Source organism: Streptomyces natalensis ATCC 27448 (assembly GCF_000935125.1).
Taxonomy (GTDB): Bacteria; Actinomycetota; Actinomycetes; order Streptomycetales; family Streptomycetaceae; genus Streptomyces; species Streptomyces natalensis.
In genome coordinates, this window is the sequence record NZ_JRKI01000026.1 from 54782 (window position 1) to 77625 (window position 22844).

The window sequence follows — 22844 nt, forward strand, 5'->3', positions numbered from 1 at the left end:
GAAGCTTGATCATTGTCACTGAAGATTGGTGACCAGTAGGTTCGTGCCATCGAAGGGTGAGCTAACAGGGATTCAGGGGTGTCGGTGGAGGATTTGGCGGATCCGCCCACGTCAGCAGGCTTCGTTTTCATCAGCGAGGAGTCCCCTGGTTACCTGAAGACGGCAACGGCCGGCATGAGGGTGACGCTGCCGGTGTTCACTCCGCCGTGGATCGTGGTCTATCACGCGTTGGAGCGCGTGCATGTCGCCAGATGGTCCGGGCGGCTCTTCCAGGTGCAGACGGTGCCTCCAACGACACGAGTGGAGCGTGCCGCGGTGGCACGAGCCGCCGAGGGCGTGGCTTCGCACGCCGACCACACACGTGCCATCGCCGTCGACCTACTGGAGGAGCTTTCCTCATCAGAGCTCTTCGGCCCCCATGGCGACGCCGTCGTCCGCATCGTCGAGGCCGCGAGCGCCTTGGACGAGGAACGCGCACGGGCGCTTGAGTCCGCTCGCCATCCCGCGGCCGAGCGGGAGTACGGCAAGGCATGGGACCGGTGGCTCGCCGAACAGCCGGAAGCCGCGTCCTACCGAAACCGAGATCACGCATGGACCCTGTCGATCCCCGGGGCCGGCTTTTCGGGATCACCGATCGGGTACGGCTTCTCCCTGATCTGGAAGACGGTCAACGCAGCCGCCCGGGATCGAGGCGGTCCGGGTTCCCTCACCCTCGACGAGGACGGCGATCGGATCCTGGGGGACCCGTGGGAGACGACCCTGGGTGCGCTGCTCGATGCCGCTATGGCCGTCGGCGCACCGCACCTGGTGGACAGCGACGCCGTCACGGTCCTGACCGCGGCCTGGGGCATGGTGTTCGAGCCATGAAACTCTGCCGGGAAACTCGTCAGCACTGATGCACCGCGTGGGCGGGCTTGACCAGACCACGCTCAGACTTACATGACGCAACCTCAGCCTTCGGTGACACAGGTCCGTCACCGATAGGTGGCTGCTGGCAGCGCCAGTTGGCTACCTCGACGGTAGGCAGATGATGCCCGATGCCTGGCACGGCGAACGCCTTTGGGTGGTACGTGAGTTGGCTCGTCCGGCCACGTACAGCGCTCGCGTGAAAGTTCGGCGCTCACCTCGCGGGAGGTGAAAGTCCGTCAGCCGACACCGGTGAGCAGCTCGTCGACGGCGGTGCGGAGGGACTCGTCCTCGGTGAAAGCGCGCCAGGCGCCGAAGTGGTGCAGGCGCCGGTCGTTGGTGGGCAGGTCGTTCAGGAGTCGCGCGGCGGGCTGGGCGGCATGGCCCATCCGCGTCAGATACCGCACCGCGGGGAGGATGACCGGCAGGTAGGTGCCGTCGGCCAGATTGTGGACGGTGTCGAGGAGGACCGGCACGGCGCTGTCGGTGTCACCGGTCGTGGTCCAGAGGGCGTGCGCGGCCTCGACTCTGGTCCAGGGATCGGTGTCGGTGGTCTGTGTCTGGATCTTGTCGGCGTAGCCGGCGGCGTGTCGGCCGAGGGCGGCCAGCTTGCGCAGGGCGGGGTGCGGGAAGCGGCCCTCCGTAGCGGCAGGCCCCAGCACCTTCAGGGCCGGGCCCGGCTCCCCGCCGAGCTGCCAGTACGCCCAGGCGGCGAGCTCCGCGGCCGCGCCTGCACCTGCACCTGCACCTGCACCTGCACCTGCACCTGCGGCGGTTGACCGGGACAGCAACACTTCACGGGCCCGCAGCAGTTCCTGTGCCCTGGTGCCCGTCGGCCCGATCGCGGCCAGGGCTGTGGCGGCCGGGGTCCACGTCCGGTCGTCCTCCAGCAGGTCGAGCAGCTGCGGAACGGCTGCCTGTGCAGGGGGTCCCCAGGCGGCGAGCACGTCACAGAGTTGGTGGAGCAGGCGAACGTCAGTGGCAGTGGTGTCCCTGGCAGTGGCGTCTGTGGCGGTGGCGTCCCTGACGGTGGCGGTAGTGGTGCCGAGTCGGTGGCGGATCGCAGGCAGCAGGAGCTCTGCGTGGTCGGGGAGGTGGACGAGTACCTCGTGGAGGGCGGGGAGGACGGGGAAGTGGACGGCGTGGCGGGCGCTGTGAAAGACGCCGGTCGAGGAGAAGCCGGACGGGGCGCCGGCCACGCGCTCGGCCAGGCCCGGGACGCAGCGCGGGTCGTTCATCCGGGCCAGCGCCCACAGGGCCGCCTCGGCGACCGTTTCCCGCGTCCGTGTCGTCCGGGTGGCGGTGTCGCCGAGCAGTGCGGCGACCGCGTCGGCATGGTCAGCGGCCGACGGACCGAGGCAGGCCAGCAGTTCGGCCGCCCGATAGCGCACCTCGGCGACCGGATCGTCCAACCGCGCCACGATGGCCGGCAGCAGCGCAGTGGTCGGCGAGCGCCACTGGGACAACAGCCCGCCCGCCTGTGCCAGGGCTCCGATCCGCTGCTCCTGGTCGGGGTGGTGGGCCAACAGGCCGAGCGCGAAGGCGGGGGACGCGTCCGTGAACAGCTCCGCCGCCCAATGCTGGACACCCTGCGCCCCACACGCCACCGAGCTGGTGTGCTGCCACAACTCCACGCTCGGGTCACGCACGGCGGCCAGCACGAACTCCGGCGGCCGCGCAGCACGACGCGAGTCGCCATCCGCGAGCGCATGCACCGCCGCCAACCGGCGCTGCGGCTCCGGCGAGTCGAGCAACGCATGGAGGAGGGTGTTGACCTCCTGGGAACGGTCGCCGGCCGGCTCCCGCCGGACCGCCTTGCCGAGCGCGAGGATCAGGTCGAGACGAGTGGCCGGGTCGCTCTCCGTCTGCCAGCACCGTAGGAGCGGTGGCAGCAGGAGCTCACCAGGGTCGGCGCAGACCCGGGCCACGTCGGCCGCGGCCCGCCGGATCTCCGGCGCGGGATCGGCCAGCAAGGCCAGCACCTCGGGCAGCACCCGTTCCCAGGCCGATGACCAGCCGGGGTCCAGGAACCTCTCGGCGACCTGCCCTGCCTCCGCCACCAGCATCGCCACCAGGTCCAATGCCGCGCGACGGTACGGAACGGGCGGGGCCGCAGCCGAGGCCAGGCTCAGTAGAAAGGGCAAAGCGGCCGGGACGGCGGAGCAGATCCAACCGCCCTGATGGAACAGCAGGTTTTCCAGCTCGAACGCCGCCTCCTCGGCGTCCTCGGGATCCGGTCCTGCGCAGCGGCGGAGCAGACCGGGCACGTCCTCGGCAGACCCGTAGTTGTGCTCCAGACCCGCCCAGTCGACCGCGTCCAGCCCCTCCCACAGCGGCCTTGACCAGCCCTCCCGCCTCGACCGCGCCCAGCTCTCCCCCCATGCGCGTGACCCTACCGCCGTGACCTCCTACTGGGTCGAGGGTGGCGTCGCTCCCTGAGCCAGGGACGTCCCGATCGCGCCCGTCCGCGAAACCCCGTGGCGTGGCGTATGCGGGACGGCAGAGGATACGGGCGTGATGACCCTTCGCATCGCCTCGTCGGACGACCTCGCGATACTGACGAGGCTCAACGCCATCGTTCATGACGCGCACGTCCGCCACAGGCCCGATCTCTTCGTCAGCACTCCCTCGCGTGACTCCCTCGAAGCTCTCCTGATCCGTCAACTGTCAGATCCGGACACGACGTTCCTCATCGCCGAGACGACGCCCGACGGGAACGCCCTGGGATACGCAATGGCCCGAGTGGCCACGCGGCACGGCAACGCGCTCATTGCGCCGGACTCGGTCATCTCGCTTGAGCAGATTGCCGTGGACCCCAGCGCTTCGCGCAAGGGCGTCGGCTCGGCGCTGCTGGACGCGGTGCGGGACATCGGACGGGCCGCCGGCTGCCGACGCCTGGTGACCAACGTCTGGGATTTCAATGAAGGCGCGCTTTCCTTCTACCAGGCATCCGGCCTGAGGCCGATGAGCAGGATGCTTGATCAGGGGCTCTGATCACCTGCTACGCCGGGCGTATTCGTGCGGACGGCCCCCCGTTTGGCAATCGACGACCGGCGGCCAACTACCCGTGACCGGCGACCACCTCCCCCGTCCCCCGCACCAGCGGCCCGCACCTCAACTGACGGGCCGCCATGGGAGGTTCACACCGAGCGGTCCCCGGGAGCGGTTGCCCGCTCACCCGCCCACCCGCTTGACGGATACGTCGCTGCTGGTGGCGTGGTGTGCCGCGGCCTGCGTACGAGCCACGTTGTTGGCGCGGAGCGCCGTATGCCGTACGGGTTCTGCGGGGGGGGCGGGGGCCTGGTTACTCAACCGCAGATTACTGTACGTACGTACTATATTACGTCGCGGCCATGTCGCCCCGGCCAGGCGAAACAGCGACCCTCTCGTAGGTCATGTAGCGCCCCCCTCGTGCGACATACGGCATTGACGGGAAGCGAAGCACCCCACCGGCGTGACACAGAGCCCGCACCCAACAACCCAGGGTGCACCATATGTCCAACTTGCACCCATCCCCCACTCCACCTACAGTACAAACGTACTGTTCACCCGTCGCGGCGCAGGCCCAGCATCCGGCCACCCACCTCCCCCAGCCGCCGCGCACCTCACCCCCTAGGAGTGCACCCGATGAAGGCCCCCGCCATCTCCCCCTGCCTCGGCGTTCCCGACACCCAGGCGGCCTGTGACTTCTACGAGAAGCTCGGCTTCACCGCCCTGCCCGGTGGCGACGATGCGAACGACGACATCCGCATCCTGCTGTTCGAGGGCGAGTTCGCGCTGATGGTCTTCCGCGACCGGCACCTGCGGGACTGGCTGCCGGTCCTCAAGGACACCCCCGTCGGCGCGTTCGGCATGTTCTACCTGGCTGTCGACGACTTCGACGCCTACGTCGAGAAGATCCGCCCGCTGGTGACCGTCACCAAGGACACCCTCGAGCACAACGGCCAGAAGATCTTCTACTTCACCGACCCGAACGGCTACGTCATCGGCGTCACCCAGAAGCAGACCTGGTAGCGGGCCCGGCAAGTCCGGGTCGCAACAGACCTGCCGCGGCCCCGGCCCCGGCACTGCTCCTGCCTTGCCCTGTCCTGTCTTGTCCTGCCCGGAATCACTCCGCCCCTCCGCACGTTTTCGCGACCGGCATGGTGCGGCGGCCGCACCCGCCCCTGCACGCGGGTGCGGCCCGCCCAGACGCCCCAGGCCGCCCCTCCCCCATCCCCTCCCTCGGAGCCGCATGACCACCCCCCTGGAGATCACCCGCCCGCCCCGCATAACCCCCGCCCAGCGCCGTGCCCGCCTGGCGCGCCGGCAGCTCCTGGCCGCACGGGCGCGCGTCGACAGCCCCGAGGAAGCGGCCACGGCGGTGGTCGGCCTCCATGCCACCGACCCCGCCACCGTCTTCCTCGCCGCCGCGGCCCGCCTCACCAGCCCGGACGTCGCCTCCGTGGAGCGGGCGCTGTACGAGGACGTCACGCTGGCCCGCATACGGTGCATGCGCCGCACCATGTTCGTGCTCCCCGCTCACCTCGCACCCGTCGCCCACTCCGCGACGGCGAAGAACACCCACAGCCACCGCGCGGACGCCGTGCAACGGCTGCGGGACGCCGCCGGCTGGGACGAGACCCGCTACGCCGCCGCGGAACGCGACATCCTCACCGTCCTCACGGCATTGGGCGCAGCCTCCGCCGCCGAACTCGTCGCCGAACTCCCGGCCCTGCGCGTGCAGATCACCACCTTCCCCGGCAAGTCCTATCAGTCCCGGCAGCGCGTCTGCGCCCCGATCCTGGGTGCCCTGGCCGCCGACGGCCGGATCCGGCGCAGCCGTCCCGCCGGATCCTGGACCTCGGCGCAGTTCCGTTGGGCGCCGTCGACGCCTCTGCCCGAAGTCCCTGCTCAGGAGGCCAAGGCAGCCCTGGCGCGCCGCTACCTTGCCGCCTACGGCCCGGTCACGGCCGACGATCTCAAGTGGTGGACGGGGTGGAGCCTCACCGACACCCGCAAAGCCCTCGCCGCCACCGGAGCCGAGGCCGTCGCGCTCGATGAAGGCACGGGATATCTCCTGCCCGAGGACGCCGAACGGTCCCCCGAATCCGAATCCGAACCCGAACCCGAGCCCTGGGCGGCGCTCCTGCCCAGCCTCGACCCCACGGCCATGGGCTGGCGCCACCGCGACTGGTATCTCGACCCGGACCATGTCCCGGCCCTCTTCGACCGCAACGGCAACATCGGCCCCACCGTCTGGTGGAACGGCCGCATCATCGGTGCATGGGCCCAGCGCTCCGACGGGCACATCAACCACCGCCTCCTCACCGACCCCGGCCGGCAGGCCCGTACCGCCATCGAGTCCGAAATCCACCGGCTGACGGAATTCCTCGGCACCACCCGCATCACCCCCTGCTACCGCACCCCCCTGGAACGCCAACTCGCCGCATAGCAGCGGCACTCCCTGGGCGGCGGGCGGACGAGCCCCCGGCTGGTCGGTCAGCGCTGGTCAGGCCCGGCCGAAGCGAGCGCAGCATCGGCGGCGTCCGCCTTCGGGTGCGCCACAGGCCCAGGTCGCGGCGATGAGGGTCCCCCCTGTTCCAGCGAAGTCGAGAGCTTGGGGGAGGGTTCGGGCAGGGTGCGGAAGAACAGCCAGCTCAGCACCGGCATCAGGATCAGGGGGGCCAGGGCGGTCCGCAGGGACGTTGCGTCGGCGATGCTGCCGATGGCGGGGCTCGCCAGACCGCCGATGCTGACGGCCAGACCGAGGGTGATCCCGCTGGCGGTGCCGACGCGCGAGGGCATGTAGTCCTGGCCGAGCGTGACCTGAAGCGAGAAGGGGACGTACAGACCCGCCGAGGTCAGCGCCACGAACGCGTACAGGGCCGGGCCCGGCACGAACACCACTCCCGCGACCGCCCCGACCGTGATCAGGTACGACCAGCGGCACACCGTGACCCGGTCCCAGCGGTTGGCCAGCGAGCCGCCCAGCACCGAGCCGACCGCGCCGCCGAGATAGAGCACGAACAGTGCCGCGGGGCCCGCCGCGCTGCCGCCGTCCATGCGCTGCGTGGCGTACAGCGAGATGAAGGCGCTCAGGCCGACGAAGACGATCGACCGGCACACCACGGCCAGCGACAGTTTCACGAAGGACGCGCGGTCGTCGTCCCCGGCCGGCACCGCCGTACCGGCTCCGGCGGCCTGCCGCCGTCCCAGCGCGCGCAGCACGGGCAGGCACAGCGCGACGCCGGCGAGTGCGGGCAGCGCCAGCAGCGGCGTCAGACGCAGCCCGCCGGTGGCCACGACGGCGGCGACCATGAGCGGGGCCAGCGCGAAGCCGAGATTGCCGCCCACGGAGAACCAGCTCATGGCGCTGTGGCTGCCTTGGCTGACGAGCCGGGCGACCCGAGCGGACTCGGGATGGTAGGCGGCCACGCCGACCCCGGAGACCGCTACGAACGCCAGCGTCAGCCCGTAGGAACCGCTCAGCCCGCTCAGGGCGATGCCCAGACCGCCCAGCAGGGTGCCGACCGGTAGCAGCCAGGGCATCGCCCAGCGGTCGGTGAGGGCGCCGAACACCGGCTGGGCCACCGATGACAGCAAGGAGGCGGCCAGCACGATGCCGGAGACGGCGGCGTAGCTGTAGGCGCGCTCGGCGACGAAGAACGGGACGAGGGACGCCACTGCGCCCTGGTAGATGTCGACGCAGGCATGACCGACGGACAGCAGAGTGATCGATGTATTCCTTTGCACTCCGTCAGGATCCGGGCCCGGCACCGTGTCGCACTTCCGATAAACTGCCGCGTGATGCCGAAAAGCCGCCATGAGATCCACCATGAGATCGGTCGTGAGGCCCGGCATGGGCTACGTCGTGAAATCCGGCAGGAGATCCGTCATGAGCCGGTCGCTCCGACCCGCACCCAGTGGCTGGCGTCCGGCAGTGCGATCGACGCCCATCGGCACGACGACCACCAGATCGTCTACGCCGGCCGGGGAGTTCTGGCGATCACGACCGGCGCGGGTTCCTGGGTGGCTCCGGGCACCCGCGCCATCTGGGTGCCCGCCGGCACCGTGCACGCCCACCAGGCCCACGGGGAGCTGGAACTGCACCTGGTGGGGCTGCCCGCGGCCGAGAACCCGCTCGGCCTGGACGCGCCGACCGTGCTGGCCGTCGGCCCGCTGCTGCGGGAACTGCTCGTCGCCTACACCCGCACCCCGGACGACGACAGTCCCGAACGGGCCCGTTTGCGCGCGGTGTTGATCGACCAGCTGCGGGCCTCCCTCCAACAGCCGCTGCACCTGCCCGCTCCGGCCTCGCCTCTGCTGCGGACGCTGTGCGACATCCTTCGCGTCGATCCGGCCGACAGCCGCACCCTCGCCGAACTCGGCCGTGACGTCGGGGCGAGCGACCGCACCCTGTCCCGGCTGTTCCGCAGCGACCTCGGCATGACGTTCCCGCAGTGGCGCACGCAGTTGCGGCTCCAGCGCGCACTGGTCCTGCTGGCCGAGGGAACACCGGTGACCTCGGTGGCGCACCGGTGCGGCTGGTCGTCTGCAAGCGCCTTCATCGACGTCTTCCGGCGCACCTTCGGCCACACACCGGGCTCCCACCCGACGGGCTGACGGGCTGACGGAGCGTGCGGGCCCAAGACGCCGCCCGCAGACTCCCTCCGGGGCCATGGACGGGGGCGTGGCGTGGCGGGCGGACAGCGGCTCGTCAGCCGCACTGCCACGTGAACACCGCCCGTTCGAAGCGCCGCTCGGCCAGATCCTGCGGCCGGATCAGCCAGTACAGCGCCCCGCAGTCCCCCCACATCATGTCCGCGGCATGCTCGCTGTCGAACTGCGCCAGCAACACCCAGCCACCCGCCTCGTCGGACAGCCGGGGATCGTCCCAGGGCACCTCTCCGTCCAGCACCGCCGCAGCTATCTCCACCTCCACCGGATTCTGAACCGGCCGCGGATGGCCGCCGATCCGGTGGCCCACCGTGCCGTCGAACTCCCACAGCGCGTCGAGGAACTCCTGGGCGCACACCGGGTGGTCGTACCGCTGCCCGAGCGGGGCCCCCGGCGCGAACGCGTCGCGGATCTGCGGATGCCAGGGCTCGGCCGCCGTCATCGTCACCCGCGCGGTCAGTGGCACCACCGGATACGGCTCCAGCACCCGCGGCGCCGCACGCTGCGACGTATCCGCGCCGGCCGGGACGTACAGCACGCGGGCACCCGCCCAGCTGTCACGGTCTTCTGCCAGGACGAGAGCATCGCCGTCATCCAACTGACCGTCGAAGTAGAAGAAGAGCAGCGTCCCTTCGTCCGGGAGCGGGATGTCCAGGGCGTCGGAAGGCAGCGCCGCACAGGCGATCGACGCGATGAACGAGAGCGGCCCGTGCCCTTCCCACGTCGGCCAGTCCGCATCGGCGGGCAACGTCGGCAGGCCACCGAGCCGGCCGACCACCGTGTCCGAATCTTCGGCCACCGCAAGGCGCACACCGGGGCGCAGCAGACCGAGCCACCGCTCCGCGGCGTCGGGAGACAGATGGCGCAGGGCGAGAGTGCGCAGAGCGCCGGAATCGGAGTCGGAGGAGGATTCGGAGGAGGATTCGTGTGTCAGTGTCATGCGTCCGATCATGCACGGCACCACTGACAATCCGCCCGCCGTCCCTCCCCCGGCTGGTCCGGACAGGGCGCTCCCCGGACCGTTACGGCGACGGGCCGGGCCGCCCCTCAGGCCGACGACCTCAGCAGATCCAGTTCGCCGCCGAGCGCATCCCGCAGCTCGTCGTGCTGCGGCCCGAGCCTGAACTGCTCGTCGCTCCACCGGTCACGCGGATAGAGCCACACCGGCGCGCCCACGAGATCGGCCGGCTCCCACTCGAAGCGCGGCCAGACGTGCGCGTGCAGGAACGGGTCCGTGTTCCCCAGGATCTCCAGATTGACCGGACGGAAGGCCGGATCCAGCCGCCGGCAGACCCGCTCGACCGCTTCGCCGAGCTGGTCCATGTCGGAGAGGAACGACAGTCGCTCGGCCTTCGGCAGATCCGACAGCCGCTGCACGTTCGGATCGTCCACGAGGAGGACCGAGTAACCCGGCAGGAACTGCACGTCCCCGATCACCGCGAACCCCGACTCCAGCCGCCGCAGGACGGTCGGGTTCTCACCCCTCAGAACGGTCCCGATGCGATCCGTCCGCCACTCACCCTCACCCTCACCAGTCATGTCACCACAACCTACGCACCAGCACGTCGCCACGAGCCGCCACGGGTCGGATTCGGGTCACTCGGCCAGCCCGCGGGCGACTGCGCACCAGGGCAGACGTACAATCGGCAGCTGCTCCCGGACGTCCCGGAGCGCAACTCGGCACGGAACGGGAGTGGTTGAAGTGTGGCAGGAGGTGCCGGTGTACGACCGGCTCGTCGCGGAACGGGGAGACATACCGACCGAGGTACGTACGGAAGCGGAGAAAGTGCTGCGGAATTTGGAACAGGTGATACGCGGCACCGCATCGACCTTGGGCGAATCCGCACCGGCGCCGCTGTTCTCCCGGACGCTGGGCTGACCTCGACGGCCGGGCGGCGGCATGCCGGCCGTGTCGTCCGGGCCGACGTCCGTATCCGATCCGCATCCGAGCAGCCGCACCCTCGTGCATGCAGGTCGTACCGCTCAGCGCGTGGCGGCGCCACGCCTTGAGAAATGAGGGATGGGGCATCCAGAGGGCAATACGCTCTGTAGCTGCATTGCTACAGAGCGCGACTTTTGCTGTCGGCATCGTCGCGCGACCCGTTGCCTGGAGGAACTGCCTTGAGCTCTGTCACGATCGACCAACGCGCCACCGGCTACAGCCTCGGCCACGCCCTGTGTATGGCCCATGCGGCCGATCTCGCCTACAAGGACAAGAACACCGTCGAGAACACGGCGCGCGAGTGGGGCTTCCCCCGGGTGCGGCACCACGAGACCCGCTTCAGCCCGCCGTTCCCGCTGGAGGACACCCAGGCGTACACCATCGCCGGTGAGCACATGATCATCACCGGCTTCCGCGGGACGGAGCCGAAGAACATTCGAGACTGGCTGTCCGACGCGTCCACCCCGCCCTACCCCGGTCCCGGCGGCAAGGGGTTCGTGCACTACGGCTTCGGTGAGGCGCTGAACTCCATCTGGCCGCAGGTGCGTGCTGCCCTCGACGAGTTCCGGGACAGCGGCCAGACGATCTGGTTCACCGGTCACAGTCTCGGCGGCGCGCTGGCCATGCTCGCCGGTGCCCGCCTGCACTTCGAGGAGCCACGGCTGAGGGCCGACGGAATCTACACCTTCGGCCAGCCGCGCACCTGTGAGCGGCTGCTGGCCCGGGAGTTCAACACGGCCTTCGCCGACCGGATGTACCGCTTCGTGAACAACAACGACGTGGTGCCCCAGCTCCCGCCGGAGCCGGCCTTCCATCACGTCGACGCCCTGCGCTACATCGACTCCAAGGGCAAGCTGCACGACTCCATGCCCCTGGCCTCCGGGCTCGTCGACCGCGCCCGCGGGCTGACGGCCGACGCGCTGGCACCGGCCTCGGACGGCGTGCGGGACCATTTCATCAACAACTACATCAGCGCCCTGGAGAAGAACCAGCGCTGAAGCCGGCTGAGGCTGAAGGTGGCTGAGAAGCCGAAGGTGCCTCGGCCGGCCGGGTGTGCCCCGGCCGTAGGTGCCCGGCCATGGATCACAGGGGCTGCGCCGTGTCCGCGCAGGCGGTGCGGCCCTTCGGGTCCCCCTCGGTGCCTCGCGGGAGCGCAACGGGGACCGTCAGCGCATCGACCACGTCCTCCAGCCGTCCCGTGCGCCGGTACACGGCGCGTTGCCGTGCGGCGCCGGTGCCGTGCCGTTGCAGACGCGACAGCCAGCGCCGTACGGCATCGAAGTCGCCGGTGGCGCGCAGCGGGCCCTGGACGTGTCTGAGCAGGGCCGTGGCCAAGTACCAGGCCGGGACCGTTCTGGGCACGCCGGGCAGCGGGACGGTCAGGGCCTGGCCCGACATCCCGTCACGTGCCGCGCGCCAGGCTGCCGCGCGCAGAACGGTTTCCTCCACGGGCGGGGCCGGTCTCCCCTTGCGTACGTCGGCCAGCGCCGCGGCGACCAGGGCGCGTACCAGCAGCGCATAGGCGACGGTGTCGGCGGTGCCGGGCTGCACGTCGGCCACCCTGATCTCGACGGTGGGTACATGCCGGGAGGGGCGGACGGACCAGTACAGCATGCCCGGGTCCAGTGCCGCCCCGCTGTTCACCAGCGCCGAGACGATCTGCTCGTAGTGGTCCACCGAGCGCAGGTACGGGGGCGGGGTGGCGGTCGGCCAGCGGTTCCACAGTATGGCCCGCCAGCTGGCGTGACCGGTGTCGCGGCCGCGGCAGAAGGGGGAGTTCGCGGTCAGGGACAGCAGCAGCGGCATCCAGGGCCGCAGGTGGTTGACGACCTGGACGGCCTCCTCCCGGTCCGGTACGCCGACGTGCACATGGCAGGAGTTGGCGCACAGCTGGTCCAGCAGCGGTCCGAACCGGGCGGCGATCGTATGAGAGCGCGGCTTGTCCTGGACCGGCGGCGGGCCGGGATCGCCCAGTGGTGCCGTGCCGCAGGCCACCAGCCGGCAGCCGGCCTCCTGCGCGGCGCGGGCCGCACAGCGGCGCAGCCGGGTGACCTCGGTATCCAGCTGCCGTGCGGTGGAGCACACTGCGCTGATGGTCTCCAGCTGCCCTTGTGCCAGCTCGCCCACCACCTGCCCGGTCCCTGCCAGCCGCTCGGCCACCTCCACCACGGCGGCCGCCGCGAGTGCCACCTCGCGCGTCACCGCATGCGCCAGGACGAACTCCTCCTCCACCCCCACCGTCAGTTCCCCTCGCCCCGCCCGGACCTCCACACCCATTGCGCAGGACTCCCGCACGCCGCCTCCAGCCTCCGCGCCACACAGCACGAGAACGTGGCTCCCACAGTAGGCACGACTGCGGGCGATTCGGTGGGCGCGAATGAGGCATTCTCCGTTGGCGGTCGGAAGCGCTGCGTGCGCTGCGCTGCTTCCCAACTAGGGCCGGATTGCGCCCTGTTCGGCCCGCTCGGCCCGTTCGCGCAGCATCTTGGCGGCGAGGGCGCGGACTTCGGGGCGGGCCTCGCGGAAGGTCAGGCGCGGGTCGTCGGGCTGGGGGGTGGCGGTGGCTTCTCCCGACGCGAGGCGGTGCAGGGCGTCGACCACGATGTCCGCGCAGAGGTCGTTGAGCGTGTGGACGAGTTGCGGCAGGTCGGTTCCGTCGGGCAGTTCGATCCGGCGGGCCAGCAGGATCGGGCCACGGTCGACCCCCGGGTCGATGAAATGCGCCGTCGCGCCCTGCGGCAGGTTGTGGATGACGGACCAGATGTACGGGTTGTTGCCGCGGACCTCCGGGAGGAAGCCGGGGTGCACATTGACGATGCCGTGCGGGGCGCTGTCGATCACGAAGGGCTTCAGGATGCGGGTGTCGCCGAGGACGGCTATGTGGACGTCGGCCTCCTGGATGAGGTGGGCGACCTTCTTGTCGTTGTGGTGCGGCACCGTGTACCGGGGGACGCCGTGTGCGGAGCACAGGTCCTCGGTGAGCGGCGGCGGTTCGTAGCCCGGCACCTGGTCGAGCTCGGCGCGTTGCGAGGCGCGGCCGCTGTCGGCGAGGGCGGATTCCTCGTCGATCACCAGCGTGGGCACACATCCGGCGGCGACAAGGCGTTGCAGCATGAGGACGCCGCGGGGGTGGTCCGCCAGATTCAGATAGGCGAAGCGGAGCTCACCGGGGGTGCGGCAGCCGGGAATGTGGACGTGGTAGGGGGTGGCGGCGGGGTCGGTGGGGTCCGTGGTGGTGGTCATGGCGGCGTGCTCGGTGGGGTTCATGGTGTTCTCCTGCCGGTCCGATGAGGGGGTGGGAGGGGTGAGGAACTACGAGTGGTAGGCGGCGGGGCGGTCTTCGTGGGCCGCACCGGCGTCGAGGCTCCGGCCGCGTGCCGGAGGTGGTGGCGACGGCCGCCGGGTCCGTCGGCCCGGCTCGGCGAGCGCGCCGGCCGCTGCCAGGAGCAGCGTTGCTCCGGCGGCGACGAGCAGGGCGGTGTGGGGGGTGACATGGGTCAGCAGGACGCCGGACAGGGCGGCGCTGAGGCCGAAGCCCAGGCCGCTGCCGGCGTACAGCAGGGAGTAGCCGGTGGCGTCCAGGCCGCGGGGCAGCCGCTCGCGCAGGGACAGGTTGCGGGCGGTGAGCAGTGCCGCGTACAGGGCGCCGGCCGGCAGGAGGAACGCGGTGAGGGGGACCAGCCCGGCGCCCGCCGCGACGGCTGCGCCGCCGACGAGTGTGGCCACCGCGATCAGCAGGACGAGGCTCTGTGACCGGTAGGACATGCGCCAGGTGCGCAGCCCGTAACAGAGGCCGCCCAGCAGGCTGGTCACGGCGAAGGCGCCCAACAGGGGTCCGGACAAGGAGGCCGGCAGTCCGTTCTCGTCGAGCAGCGGGGCCAGGAGCACCTCCACCGTGGCGATCAGGAACGAGACTCCCGCGCTGGTGAGGTAGACCGGCCAGGCACCGAGCAGGGCGCGGCGCGCCGCCTGCCGGGAGCCGGCGGTTCCGGGTGCGGTCCGCTCCCTGATCCCCGGGAGCCGTCCGGACAGCAGCGCGGCGGCCAGGGCCGCGGTTCCGGCCAGCACCATGGGCGCTCGGCCGTCGACGCCGAAGGCCGTCCCGGCCACCACGACCGGGCCGAGGGCGTAGACGAACTGGTGGATGACCGACTCCCAGCTCAGCGCGGTGGGCACGTCGGCGGGGTCGAGCCGGGTGGTGAGCAGGCTGCGCAGGCCGCCCTGGAGGCCGGCCGTCGCCGCGCCGGCGGTTCCGGCCAGCGCCAGCAGCACCGGCGTGCCCGCTGCCCCGGCTACGAGGGCGATGCCCAGGAAGGCGGCTGCGGCGGTCAGCAGGGAGCATCGCACGCCCCGGAGCGCGTTTCCGCGTCCGAACCGGGCACCGAGCACGGGGGCGGCAATCGTCTCGCACATCATGTAGGCGGCGGCCATCCAGGCGCCCGTCGGGTAAGTGCCCAGCGTCGTACGCGCCAGCAGGACGAACCCGATGGGCGCACCGACGATCGGGAAGCGGGTGAGCGCGCGGACCACGCTCCACAAGGGGAGGCCCTGGTGGCGGAACAGGGCACGGTAGCGTTTCACGGGCCGGCGGTTTCAGGGTCGGGGGCCGGGGACGGCGCCGGGGGCGTCGCCGGTGGCCGCCGTGGCGAGCCGGACCGGTGCGCAGATCGCGTGGCGGCCCAGGTGTGCCTTGCGGCTGGTGTTCACGAAGGTGGCGTGGCCGCCGAGCAGCCGCGGGCCGTCCGGCTCCCGGCTGAAGATGGGGCCGAGCCGCACCCTGGCGCGGGGCATCGTGCACAGCGTCCCCTCGCGCGGGTGCAGGAAGTCGATGTCGTAACGGTCGCTGTCCACCAGGGAGTTGACGATGTAACGGACGTCCTTGGCATCGGTCCGGCCCGGGATGTTCCCGGCCGCGACCGCGTCGAGCACCTGCCGCCACCGGTTGGCCGCGGTGTCGCCGAAGAAGACACCGCGGCTGCCCCAGGTGTATTCGGGGTGGCCGGGGGCGTCCATCACTTTGAGGACGGTGCGTTTGCGGGTATCGCGCAGGGAGTCCAGGGTCTCGGGCGCGGGGGCGGCCGGGAGCAGTGTGGCCGGCGGGGTGCCGGCCCTGACCGCGTCGAACAGTTCCTGCCCCATCCGGCGGGTGAGTTCGTCCGTGAGGTCCTGGTGCCAGCACAGTGGGAGCAGGCCCTTGGTCCCGTAGCCCGGGAAGAGCGGGTTGGTCAGGGTCTCGCTGCCTGCGACGATCCGTTCCCGTACCGCCGCGTCGTACTGGACGAAGTCCTTGACGTAGCAGAACCGCCATCCCTTGCGGCCGTCGTCCTGGAAGCGGGAGAAGAAGTCGACGGCGACGTCGTGGCCGAACTCCTCCTTCATCCGCCGCTGCATCAGGGCCATTTCGGGGCCGTAGGAGCCGAGTTCATCGTCCAGCCAGACGCGGGTGACGTCCCGCCGGGCGAACGCCGCGAACAGGGGCGTCGCCGGGACGCCGTAGGCCCGTTCAAAGGCGTGCATCTTTCCCACGTTGCCGATGAGCTCTTCCAGCTCGGTGGCCATGGGGCGGCCGTCGGTGACGACCACATCGAGCCGGAAGAGGTCGAGCGTGCGCGCCAGGTCGAGTCCGCGGACGTCGTCGGGCACGCCGATGTCCAGGTGGTCGCGCACGACCGGATGCCCTTCCGCATACAGGTCCTGCACCGCGTCGGACAGGGCGAAGATGGCGGCGCCGAGGCTGCGCAGCCGTCCCGTCAGCTCCTCGTCCACGGGGAACGGTTCCGCGGCCACCAGCCAGGGCACCTCGCCGCTGTCGACGCCGCGGAAGCTGACTCCCTCGTCCAGCAGGGTCTTTCGGGCGGCCAGCGCGTCGCCCAACTTCTCGTCGCCGTGGTCTGCGGGGCGGTAGAGCACGCCATCGAGGTCGCGCAGGGCGTCCTGGGCCGTTCGGCTTCCCATACGTTGGTGCTTGCCTTTCGTTGCGATTCCGGCGCTGAGCAGCGTTGCGGGTAGGGCGTTGGGTGCGGGCGTGGGTGTGGGGATGGGCGTGGCGTTCTGGGGTGTTGGTTCACGGCATGGCAGCGGCGGCCACGGAGCGCAGACTGCGCCGTAGAAAGCTCAGGGCGCACAGGGTGAGGGCGGCGACGAAGACGGCTCCCGAGAGCAGATAGAGCCGGCTGCCGTTTCCCGACAGGGTGGCCAGCAGTCCGCCCACCCAGGCGCCGATCGCGGCGGCGGCGAAGGCGATACCTCGGCAGATGCCGGAGATGCGGCCGACCAGGGCCGGTCCCGCGACATGCTGGCGCATGGCGCGCCATTGGACGTTGAAGATCACCGTGCCGCAGGTGTTCGCCATCAGGGCGAGCGCCACGATGACGAGGTGGGAGGGGAAGGCCATGAGCGCGCAGGCGCTGCCGAGCCCGGCCAGGCCCAGGCCCATCCCGGGGGCGTAGCCGACGCGCCTGCCCAGCCGCGGCAGGAGGGCGGCGGCCAGCATGGCGAAGAGGCCCGAGCCGGTGAAGAGGAGTCCTACGACGGCCGCCGAGGCGTGCAGGTTGTGCCGGAGCGAGAAGATCGCATAGATGTCCAGGGAGCCGGTGCACAGGTTGGCTCCGGAGCTGAGCAGGATGCCGATGCGGACGGGGCGGCGGTGCCATGCCTGGGTGAGGCCGTCGCGGACGTCGGCCCACAACTCCCGTGCCCGGACCGGGGTGTTGGTGGGTGTCGCCGTGGCCATGGTGGGTCCTCTGGCCCCCTTGAGTGTGCGCAAGGGGACGATCATGAGGGTGGCGACGAAGAAGCTGAGGGCGTTCAGGGCGATGGCCGGGCCGCCGTTGCCGAAGCCGGTCAGGAAGCCCGCCAGTGAGGGGCCGAGCACCGTGCACAGGGTCCGGGTGCTCTCCAGCCGTGAGTTGGCCTCCAGCAGGCGGGGCGCCGGTATCAGCCGCGGGATGGCGGATTCGTAGGCGGACAGCAGGGTGGAGGCCGCGCAGGCCAGCGCGACGGTGATCACGGCCATGACGGGGACGCTCGCCCGCCCGGCCGAGACCAGCGCCGCCAGGGTGGCCATCAGGGTGCCGGCGAGGAGCGAGGTGGCGACCAAAAGTTTGTAGGGGCCCTGACGGTCGGTCAGGGCGCCGCCGAAGAGGCCGGCGACGACGTGCGGAACCATGGAGAGTCCGAAAATCAGGGACATGGCCCCGGCGGATCCGGTCACCGCATAGACCACCAGCGGGAGGGCGACGGTGTAGACCTCGTCGCCGAGCTGGCTGCTCGTCTGGGCAATCCAGAAGCGGACGAAGGATCCGTCCCGCCGCAGCGGAGTAGTCACTTCGTCCGCCCCCGTGTGCGCGTTCTCGACGTGAGTCATCTCGTGGTGCTCGGAGATCGTGTGCTCAGAGACTGAAATAGTCCACCTTGATGCGCGGAATGTAGTTGGCGATGTCCGAGTAGTACTGGACGATTCCGTCGTGGAACTGGTCGTACGAATGCTTGAGGTCGTGCAGATTGTTCACGGCCTTGTGGGCGTTCGCGGCCGGGATGTCGCCGAGGATTCCGACCGCCTCGTCCAGCAGGCCGACGTGTCCGGCCTCGACGTCGATACGCATATGCGTGATGAGCGGTTCGGCGCAGGCTTCCGGATATCCCGCCGTGCGCGCGGCGCGCCGCAGGCTTTCGGTGCCCTCCTCGAAATCGTCGGCGCGCGCCTCGAAGAGCGTGGTGCAGGCGATATAGGAGAGCGTGTCCTGGCGGGCGATTTCGCAGAGGTTGTTGATCAGCGACCAGGTACCGATGACCGGATGGGCGCTCTTGATGTGCTCCTTGGGCACGCCCATTTTCTTCAGGGACTGGAGGAGCATTCCCGCGTGGTTGTATTCCTCGGTGAAGTAGCGGGAGAGGAGGGGCACCAGCCGTTCGTCATCGCAGTGGGCAATGGCGGTGGCGATGTGCTTGGGGGCCGCCTTCACATAGTGGTAGGTCTCCAGGATCATTCCCATGAAGACCTCGCCGCGCAGATCGCCGCTCTCCAGGCCGGCGAAGAGGTTGTGGAAGCCGATCTGACGGCCCCACATATCGCAGCTGGCCTCGATCTGCTCGGTGAATGCCTTGGCGGGTACGGAGGCCATGGGCCGGGTGCGGTACAGCAGCCCGAGTTCGTCGAAGGTCTGGGCGATCTGCCGTACGGAGTCCTCGTCGACGCCCGCGCGCTCGGCGATCTGGGCGATCGAGTGCCGGCCGTCGAAGTACCGCTTGATGGTGAGAAACTGTTCCCGGGTTCCGAAGTCCTCGGTGATTTCGAAGTATTCCTTGCCGACGATCATCAGCATGGGAGAGTCGTCCGACACCCACTTGAACGTGCAGTGACGGAGTCGCGGATGCTCAATACGAGCCTGGGCGTTCTGGATGTCCACACGGTCAGTGGTGGGCGCTGTCATGCGAGAACCTTTCTGTGCCCCATTGGCCGCGGGGGTGCCGTATCGGTGAATACGGCACCCCCGGGTCAGCAGCATCAGCCGCAGGTGGTGACGGAAGCAATCTTCGACCCCCCAGCGGGAGCCTCGACCTTCTTCACGGTGATCTTCATCATCTGATTCACCTCCCTCCGCACTGAATTACCGGGATTCACCGAAGAGCGGCGGTGAACTCGACACGTCGAAATGTTGCCGCAATGAACTGAGCACGGACAAGGCAGATCATCGTGACAGACGTCACGCGGCCGCCGGTATTCACATGGTTTAACGGCTGGTCAAGGGGGATTTGACCCACCGTTGAACGCGTCATCGACGGCGTTCCGGGGCCTTTTCCAGGACGAGTAATCGAAAGAATTGAGCCCCGGCCGAAAAGTGGCCCCGGCAGGCCGGTTTCCACCCCTGATATCCCGTCGGCGACGGCTGCCGGGGCGCCTGGAACACCGGCGGACAGCGGGTTCTCGCCGCGGCGCCGGTAGCGCTTTCGCGACACCGCGGCACCCGGCGTGCGGCCGGTGAACGGGCCAAGGGGCGAAGACGGGGCGGAAAACGTACGGCGGCTTTCCCTGGCCGGAATCAGGGAGTCCGGTCCACCTCTTCGCGCCGTCGATGCATTTCGCCCCGAATCCGTCGTCGCGGCACCGGAACCGACCGCGGGGACGGTGGACGCGACGGCCGCGCGAACGGCAGGCTGTTGCACATGACTCAGCGAACGCCCTTATGAGGCAGTGGAGTTCGGCCCGCGGCGGGAATGTCGGCGCACCGCTCCACCGCACGGCGCGGACGGTGGATCACCTCCCCCCACGGCGAAAGACCGGAAAGAAGCACACGGATGACCCTTGCCGCAGCGCACCGAGCCGCCCGCAGCCGAGCCGCCGTCGGCCTGTTCGGACAGAACATCACCGCGATGGTGACCCCCTTCCGCCGCTCGGGCGGACTGGACTTCGATGCGGCGATCGCCCTCGCCGCGCATCTGGTCGACGAGGGGTGCGACGGTCTCGTCCTCAACGGCACGACGGGTGAGGCCCCCGTCACCTCCGACAAGGAAAAGCGCGATCTCGTCCGGGAGGTCGTCCGCGCCGTCGGCGCCCGCGCACGGGTGACGGCGGGGATCGGCACCAACGACACCCGCCACTCCCTGGAACTGGCCGCCCAGGCGGCCGATGCGGGCGCACACGGCCTCCTCGCCGTCACCCCGTACTACTCACGCCCGGCCCAGGAAGGCGTCGTCGCGCATTTCACCGCCCTCGCCGAGGCCACCGAGCTGCCGATGATGCTCCACGACATCCCCCTGCACACGGGCATCGCGATAGCGGCCGACTCCTTCGCGCGGCTCGCCGAGCACCCGCGGATCGTGGCGGTCCAGGACGCGCGGGGCGATCTGCTGTCGGGCAGCACGGTGATGCGCCGTACCGGGCTGGCGTACTACTGCGGCGAGGATCCGCTGTCGCTGCCGTGGCTGTCCGTCGGCGCGACCGGGCTGATCGGCGTGGCGGGACATGTGGCGCCACGTCTGCTGCACACGATGATCCGGCGGTTCGCCGAGGGCGATACGACCGGCGCGCTCGACGTTCACCAGCGGCTGTGTCCCCTCTACCAGCTGACCGAGGAAGTCGGCGGGGTGCCCTTCACCAAGGCCGCCCTAGCCGCGACGGGCCGCCCGGTCGGCGTCCCCCGGCTCCCCCATCTACCGGCCACGAGGCGCGAGCACGACGAGATCGAAGCCGTCCTGGCCGAACTGTTCGCACACCCTCAGCGGTAGCGGGCCCATCCCGGGCAGCCGGGCGCACGCTCACCACGCGGACGTGAACTCCGCGTCTGCCAGGCCCCGTACACCGCGCCGAAATGGCGATGTGGCAGGGGCAGCCTTATGTCATGATCATGCGCCGGTACGGTCGGCTCCGCCGAGTCGGTCTCCGGCATCCGAGGGCTACAACGGCGTGGTTCCACCCCCCTCTCTGGAGGGACGCCGCCAAAACGGCGTCACGTCACCGTTGGGAACCCCATGGCATCTGCCCCCACATCCGCTCCCTCGTCTGCTCCTTCGTCTGCTCCCTCCTTCGCTCCCTCGACAACCCGCGGCTGGCTGACCGACGCCCCCGTACTGGCCGTCGCCATCGCCTGGGGCTCCAGCTATCTGGCGACCAAGAGCATCACCGGCCCGTCGACCGTCATCGCCACGCTGCTCCTGCGCTTCCTCATCGCCGCGGTCGTACTCGGGCTTCTTCGCCTCCGCGCCATCCGGCGGCTCACCGCGGCCGAGGTGCGCGGCGGAATCCTCATCGGCCTCATCCTCACCTGCGTCTTCGTCCTGGAGACCTACGGCGTCGTCCACACCTCGGCGACGAACGCCGGCCTCATCATCAGCCTGACGATGGTCCTGACCCCCTTGGCCGAGGCGGCGCTGCACCGCACCCGGCCCACCGGGTCGTTCCTCATGGGGGCCGCCGGATCGGTCCTGGGAGTGCTGCTCCTCACCCAGGGCAGCGGCTTCACCGCGCCCTCGCTCGGCGATCTGCTGATGCTCCTGGCGGCCCTCGCCCGGACCGCCAATGTGCTCACCACGCACCGGCTCGCCTCGATCAAGGGTGCCGACGACGGCGCGCTGACCTTCGTCCAGCTGTCCACCGCCGTCCTCTGCTTCGCGGTGCTCTCCCCCTTCGTCGGGACCCCGCCCCTGCGCGTGGCCGCCGCCCTGGGGGCGGGCCAGTGGCTGGACCTCCTCTACCTGGCACTGCTCTGCACCCTGTTCGCCTTCTTCGTGCAACTGTGGGCCGTACGCCGCACCGGCCCCTCCCGCGTCAGCCTGCTGCTGGGTACGGAACCGCTGTGGGCCGCAGTGATCGGCGTCGCCCTCGGCGGCGACCAGCTGGGAGCGCTCGGCTACGCCGGAGCAGCACTGATCCTCCTCGGCACCGCGTGGGGGAGGCGGGCCGCCGAAACACGCGTCGCATGACACCCACCACATGGCACCCACCACATGACACCCACCGCGTGACGCGCACGGGCCGCCGGACGTTGATCGGGTCGTGAGCACTTGGTGGGGGTCTTCGGCGGTGGGCATGTCCGGGCGGCGGCAGGGTGGCGTGACCGTGGTGCTGACGCTCGTAGCGCTGTGCGGCTGCACGGTGGTGGGACCGGATCCGGCCGACCACCGGGCGGCTCCGTCGTCCGCATCGCATCGCACCATCGCCTCGGCTCCGCAGGGTCCGGAATCGCCCGAACGCCCGGTGCGGGAGGGGCTGGTGACCACGCCGGACAGGGATGCCCCGAAGGCTGCGAAGGCCGCGAAAACCCCCAAGACGCCGGAGTTGCCGAAGACGCCGAAGACGCCCAGGACATCGAACGCGTCGGAGGCGTCGGAGGCGTCGAGGCCATGGGCGGCCCCGAAGGCGTCGAAGGGAGCGGCGGTCGGGGCTCCTGCGCACCACCGCGCCGCACGCCGCACGGACCCGGCCGTGAAGAGCGCACACCCGCGGCGGTCGGCGGCGCCGCACCACCGGCGGACGCGGCGGCATCCGAGGGTGGTGCGGGTGGCACCGCAGCTGGGGTGGCGGAGCGGCGCCCCGGTGACGGGGCAGGGCATGGTGCCCGTATGCCGTGCGGCGGCGGGCCGGGTCCGGCCGGAGATCGTCCGGCTGTGCCAAGAGCTGGCGCACTGACGGTGCGCTGCCCGAACTGCTCGACGCCGTAGGCGAACCGGACCGCCTGACCACCAACGGACTCCGGCCCGCCCGGGACGGGGCCCGGTGGCGCGATACGGTCGCCGCACGGCGGACTCGCGGTTGACCACCCCTTCCTTCCTCGTGCTCGGCATCATCGACAAGCTGGGTGAGGCCAGTCCGTACGACGTGAAGGTCGGGGCCGCGCAC

At 70.4% G+C, this 22844-nt stretch carries 21 protein-coding genes; 11 read left to right on the forward strand and 10 right to left on the reverse strand.

What is annotated here, in order from left to right; genetic code table 11:
* The first annotated feature begins 315 nt into the window (after window positions 1-315).
* Complete coding sequence (locus SNA_RS16015; protein WP_157879938.1) at window positions 316-867, forward strand: hypothetical protein; 552 nt, start codon at window positions 316-318, stop codon at window positions 865-867.
* 278 nt (window positions 868-1145) lie between these two features.
* Here SNA_RS16015 and SNA_RS16020 read toward each other — a convergent pair whose 3' ends face one another.
* Window positions 1146-3173 (reverse strand): HEAT repeat domain-containing protein, encoded by a 2028-nt coding sequence (locus SNA_RS16020; RefSeq protein WP_241779692.1) that lies wholly within the window; start codon window positions 3171-3173, stop codon window positions 1146-1148.
* A gap of 250 nt (window positions 3174-3423) precedes the next feature.
* Between SNA_RS16020 and SNA_RS16025 the strand changes: the two genes are divergently transcribed.
* From SNA_RS16025 to SNA_RS16035, 3 genes are all read left to right on the forward strand, one after another.
* Window positions 3424-3900 carry a GNAT family N-acetyltransferase gene (locus SNA_RS16025; protein WP_157879939.1) on the forward strand — a complete coding sequence of 159 codons (477 nt, stop codon included), beginning with the start codon at window positions 3424-3426 and terminating at the stop codon, window positions 3898-3900.
* A gap of 633 nt (window positions 3901-4533) precedes the next feature.
* Window positions 4534-4920 carry a VOC family protein gene (locus SNA_RS16030; protein WP_030068705.1) on the forward strand — a complete coding sequence of 129 codons (387 nt, stop codon included), beginning with the start codon at window positions 4534-4536 and terminating at the stop codon, window positions 4918-4920.
* A gap of 220 nt (window positions 4921-5140) precedes the next feature.
* On the forward strand, window positions 5141-6340 hold the full coding sequence (locus SNA_RS16035; RefSeq protein ID WP_030068704.1) for a winged helix DNA-binding domain-containing protein: 1200 nt from the start codon (window positions 5141-5143) through the stop codon (window positions 6338-6340).
* Window positions 6341-6387: 47 nt separating this feature from the next.
* Here the strand turns inward: SNA_RS16035 and SNA_RS16040 are convergent, their stop codons facing one another.
* Complete coding sequence (locus tag SNA_RS16040) at window positions 6388-7641, reverse strand: MFS transporter (protein ID WP_044365557.1); 1254 nt, start codon at window positions 7639-7641, stop codon at window positions 6388-6390.
* Window positions 7642-7695: 54 nt separating this feature from the next.
* On the opposite strand from SNA_RS16040, the gene SNA_RS16045 reads away from it, so the two are divergent.
* Window positions 7696-8511, forward strand: a complete 816-nt coding sequence (locus SNA_RS16045) for an AraC family transcriptional regulator (RefSeq protein ID WP_078969945.1) — start codon at window positions 7696-7698, stop codon at window positions 8509-8511.
* Between the two features lie 94 nt (window positions 8512-8605).
* On the opposite strand, the gene SNA_RS16050 is transcribed toward SNA_RS16045, so the two are convergent.
* The gene (locus SNA_RS16050; RefSeq protein ID WP_078969973.1) at window positions 8606-9505 is read right to left on the reverse strand and encodes a YwqG family protein; all 900 of its coding nucleotides are present in this window, start codon (window positions 9503-9505) and stop codon (window positions 8606-8608) included.
* Window positions 9506-9612: 107 nt separating this feature from the next.
* Complete coding sequence (locus SNA_RS16055; protein ID WP_030068699.1) at window positions 9613-10104, reverse strand: HIT family protein; 492 nt, start codon at window positions 10102-10104, stop codon at window positions 9613-9615.
* 181 nt (window positions 10105-10285) lie between these two features.
* Between SNA_RS16055 and SNA_RS42345 the strand changes: the two genes are divergently transcribed.
* Window positions 10286-10444: a hypothetical protein gene (locus SNA_RS42345; RefSeq protein WP_198535075.1), complete on the forward strand. Its 159-nt coding sequence runs from the start codon at window positions 10286-10288 to the stop codon at window positions 10442-10444.
* A gap of 242 nt (window positions 10445-10686) precedes the next feature.
* Window positions 10687-11505: a lipase family protein gene (locus tag SNA_RS16060; protein ID WP_030068698.1), complete on the forward strand. Its 819-nt coding sequence runs from the start codon at window positions 10687-10689 to the stop codon at window positions 11503-11505.
* An 85-nt stretch (window positions 11506-11590) separates the two neighbouring features.
* Here SNA_RS16060 and SNA_RS16065 read toward each other — a convergent pair whose 3' ends face one another.
* From SNA_RS16065 to SNA_RS16090, 6 genes are all read right to left on the reverse strand, one after another.
* The gene (locus SNA_RS16065) at window positions 11591-12784 is read right to left on the reverse strand and encodes a carboxylate-amine ligase (RefSeq protein ID WP_044365559.1); all 1194 of its coding nucleotides are present in this window, start codon (window positions 12782-12784) and stop codon (window positions 11591-11593) included.
* 156 nt (window positions 12785-12940) lie between these two features.
* The gene (locus tag SNA_RS38325) at window positions 12941-13774 is read right to left on the reverse strand and encodes a formyltransferase family protein (RefSeq protein ID WP_030068697.1); all 834 of its coding nucleotides are present in this window, start codon (window positions 13772-13774) and stop codon (window positions 12941-12943) included.
* Window positions 13775-13819: 45 nt separating this feature from the next.
* A complete protein-coding gene (locus tag SNA_RS16075; RefSeq protein WP_052808927.1) occupies window positions 13820-15088 on the reverse strand; it encodes an MFS transporter in 1269 nt (422 codons plus the stop codon).
* Window positions 15089-15100: 12 nt separating this feature from the next.
* Window positions 15101-16462, reverse strand: a complete 1362-nt coding sequence (locus SNA_RS16080) for a hypothetical protein (protein WP_044365561.1) — start codon at window positions 16460-16462, stop codon at window positions 15101-15103.
* 109 nt (window positions 16463-16571) lie between these two features.
* The gene (locus SNA_RS16085; protein ID WP_030068693.1) at window positions 16572-17873 is read right to left on the reverse strand and encodes an MFS transporter; all 1302 of its coding nucleotides are present in this window, start codon (window positions 17871-17873) and stop codon (window positions 16572-16574) included.
* Window positions 17874-17898: 25 nt separating this feature from the next.
* Window positions 17899-18849 (reverse strand): thiaminase II/PqqC family protein, encoded by a 951-nt coding sequence (locus SNA_RS16090; protein ID WP_241779693.1) that lies wholly within the window; start codon window positions 18847-18849, stop codon window positions 17899-17901.
* Between the two features lie 30 nt (window positions 18850-18879).
* Between SNA_RS16090 and SNA_RS43515 the strand changes: the two genes are divergently transcribed.
* The 4 genes from SNA_RS43515 (at window position 18880) to SNA_RS42350 (ending at window position 22634) form a co-directional block, all read left to right on the forward strand.
* Window positions 18880-19095: a hypothetical protein gene (locus SNA_RS43515; RefSeq protein WP_206742963.1), complete on the forward strand. Its 216-nt coding sequence runs from the start codon at window positions 18880-18882 to the stop codon at window positions 19093-19095.
* Between the two features lie 709 nt (window positions 19096-19804).
* A complete protein-coding gene (dapA, locus tag SNA_RS16095) occupies window positions 19805-20734 on the forward strand; it encodes a 4-hydroxy-tetrahydrodipicolinate synthase (RefSeq protein WP_044365565.1) in 930 nt (309 codons plus the stop codon).
* A 243-nt stretch (window positions 20735-20977) separates the two neighbouring features.
* Window positions 20978-21928 carry a DMT family transporter gene (locus SNA_RS16100; protein WP_030068690.1) on the forward strand — a complete coding sequence of 317 codons (951 nt, stop codon included), beginning with the start codon at window positions 20978-20980 and terminating at the stop codon, window positions 21926-21928.
* A 73-nt stretch (window positions 21929-22001) separates the two neighbouring features.
* On the forward strand, window positions 22002-22634 hold the full coding sequence (locus tag SNA_RS42350) for a hypothetical protein (RefSeq protein ID WP_157879941.1): 633 nt from the start codon (window positions 22002-22004) through the stop codon (window positions 22632-22634).
* The last annotated feature ends 210 nt before the right edge of the window (window positions 22635-22844 follow it).

Excerpts from the sequence above, each read along its gene's own strand:
- SNA_RS16025 (WP_157879939.1), top strand. The coding sequence starts at position 3,424 with ATGACCCTTCGCATCGCCTCGTCGGACGACCTCGCGATACTGACGAGG.
- SNA_RS16050 (WP_078969973.1), bottom strand. The coding sequence starts at position 9,505 with ATGACACTGACACACGAATCCTCCTCCGAATCCTCCTCCGACTCCGAT.
- SNA_RS16080 (WP_044365561.1), bottom strand. The coding sequence starts at position 16,462 with ATGGGAAGCCGAACGGCCCAGGACGCCCTGCGCGACCTCGATGGCGTG.
- SNA_RS16065 (WP_044365559.1), bottom strand. The coding sequence starts at position 12,784 with ATGGGTGTGGAGGTCCGGGCGGGGCGAGGGGAACTGACGGTGGGGGTG.
- SNA_RS16030 (WP_030068705.1), top strand. The coding sequence starts at position 4,534 with ATGAAGGCCCCCGCCATCTCCCCCTGCCTCGGCGTTCCCGACACCCAG.
- SNA_RS43515 (WP_206742963.1), top strand. The coding sequence starts at position 18,880 with ATGCTCAATACGAGCCTGGGCGTTCTGGATGTCCACACGGTCAGTGGT.
- dapA (WP_044365565.1), top strand. The coding sequence starts at position 19,805 with ATGACCCTTGCCGCAGCGCACCGAGCCGCCCGCAGCCGAGCCGCCGTC.
- SNA_RS16035 (WP_030068704.1), top strand. The coding sequence starts at position 5,141 with ATGACCACCCCCCTGGAGATCACCCGCCCGCCCCGCATAACCCCCGCC.
- SNA_RS16045 (WP_078969945.1), top strand. The coding sequence starts at position 7,696 with ATGCCGAAAAGCCGCCATGAGATCCACCATGAGATCGGTCGTGAGGCC.
- SNA_RS38325 (WP_030068697.1), bottom strand. The coding sequence starts at position 13,774 with ATGAACCCCACCGAGCACGCCGCCATGACCACCACCACGGACCCCACC.
- SNA_RS16055 (WP_030068699.1), bottom strand. The coding sequence starts at position 10,104 with ATGACTGGTGAGGGTGAGGGTGAGTGGCGGACGGATCGCATCGGGACC.
- SNA_RS16100 (WP_030068690.1), top strand. The coding sequence starts at position 20,978 with ATGGCATCTGCCCCCACATCCGCTCCCTCGTCTGCTCCTTCGTCTGCT.
- SNA_RS16085 (WP_030068693.1), bottom strand. The coding sequence starts at position 17,873 with ATGACTCACGTCGAGAACGCGCACACGGGGGCGGACGAAGTGACTACT.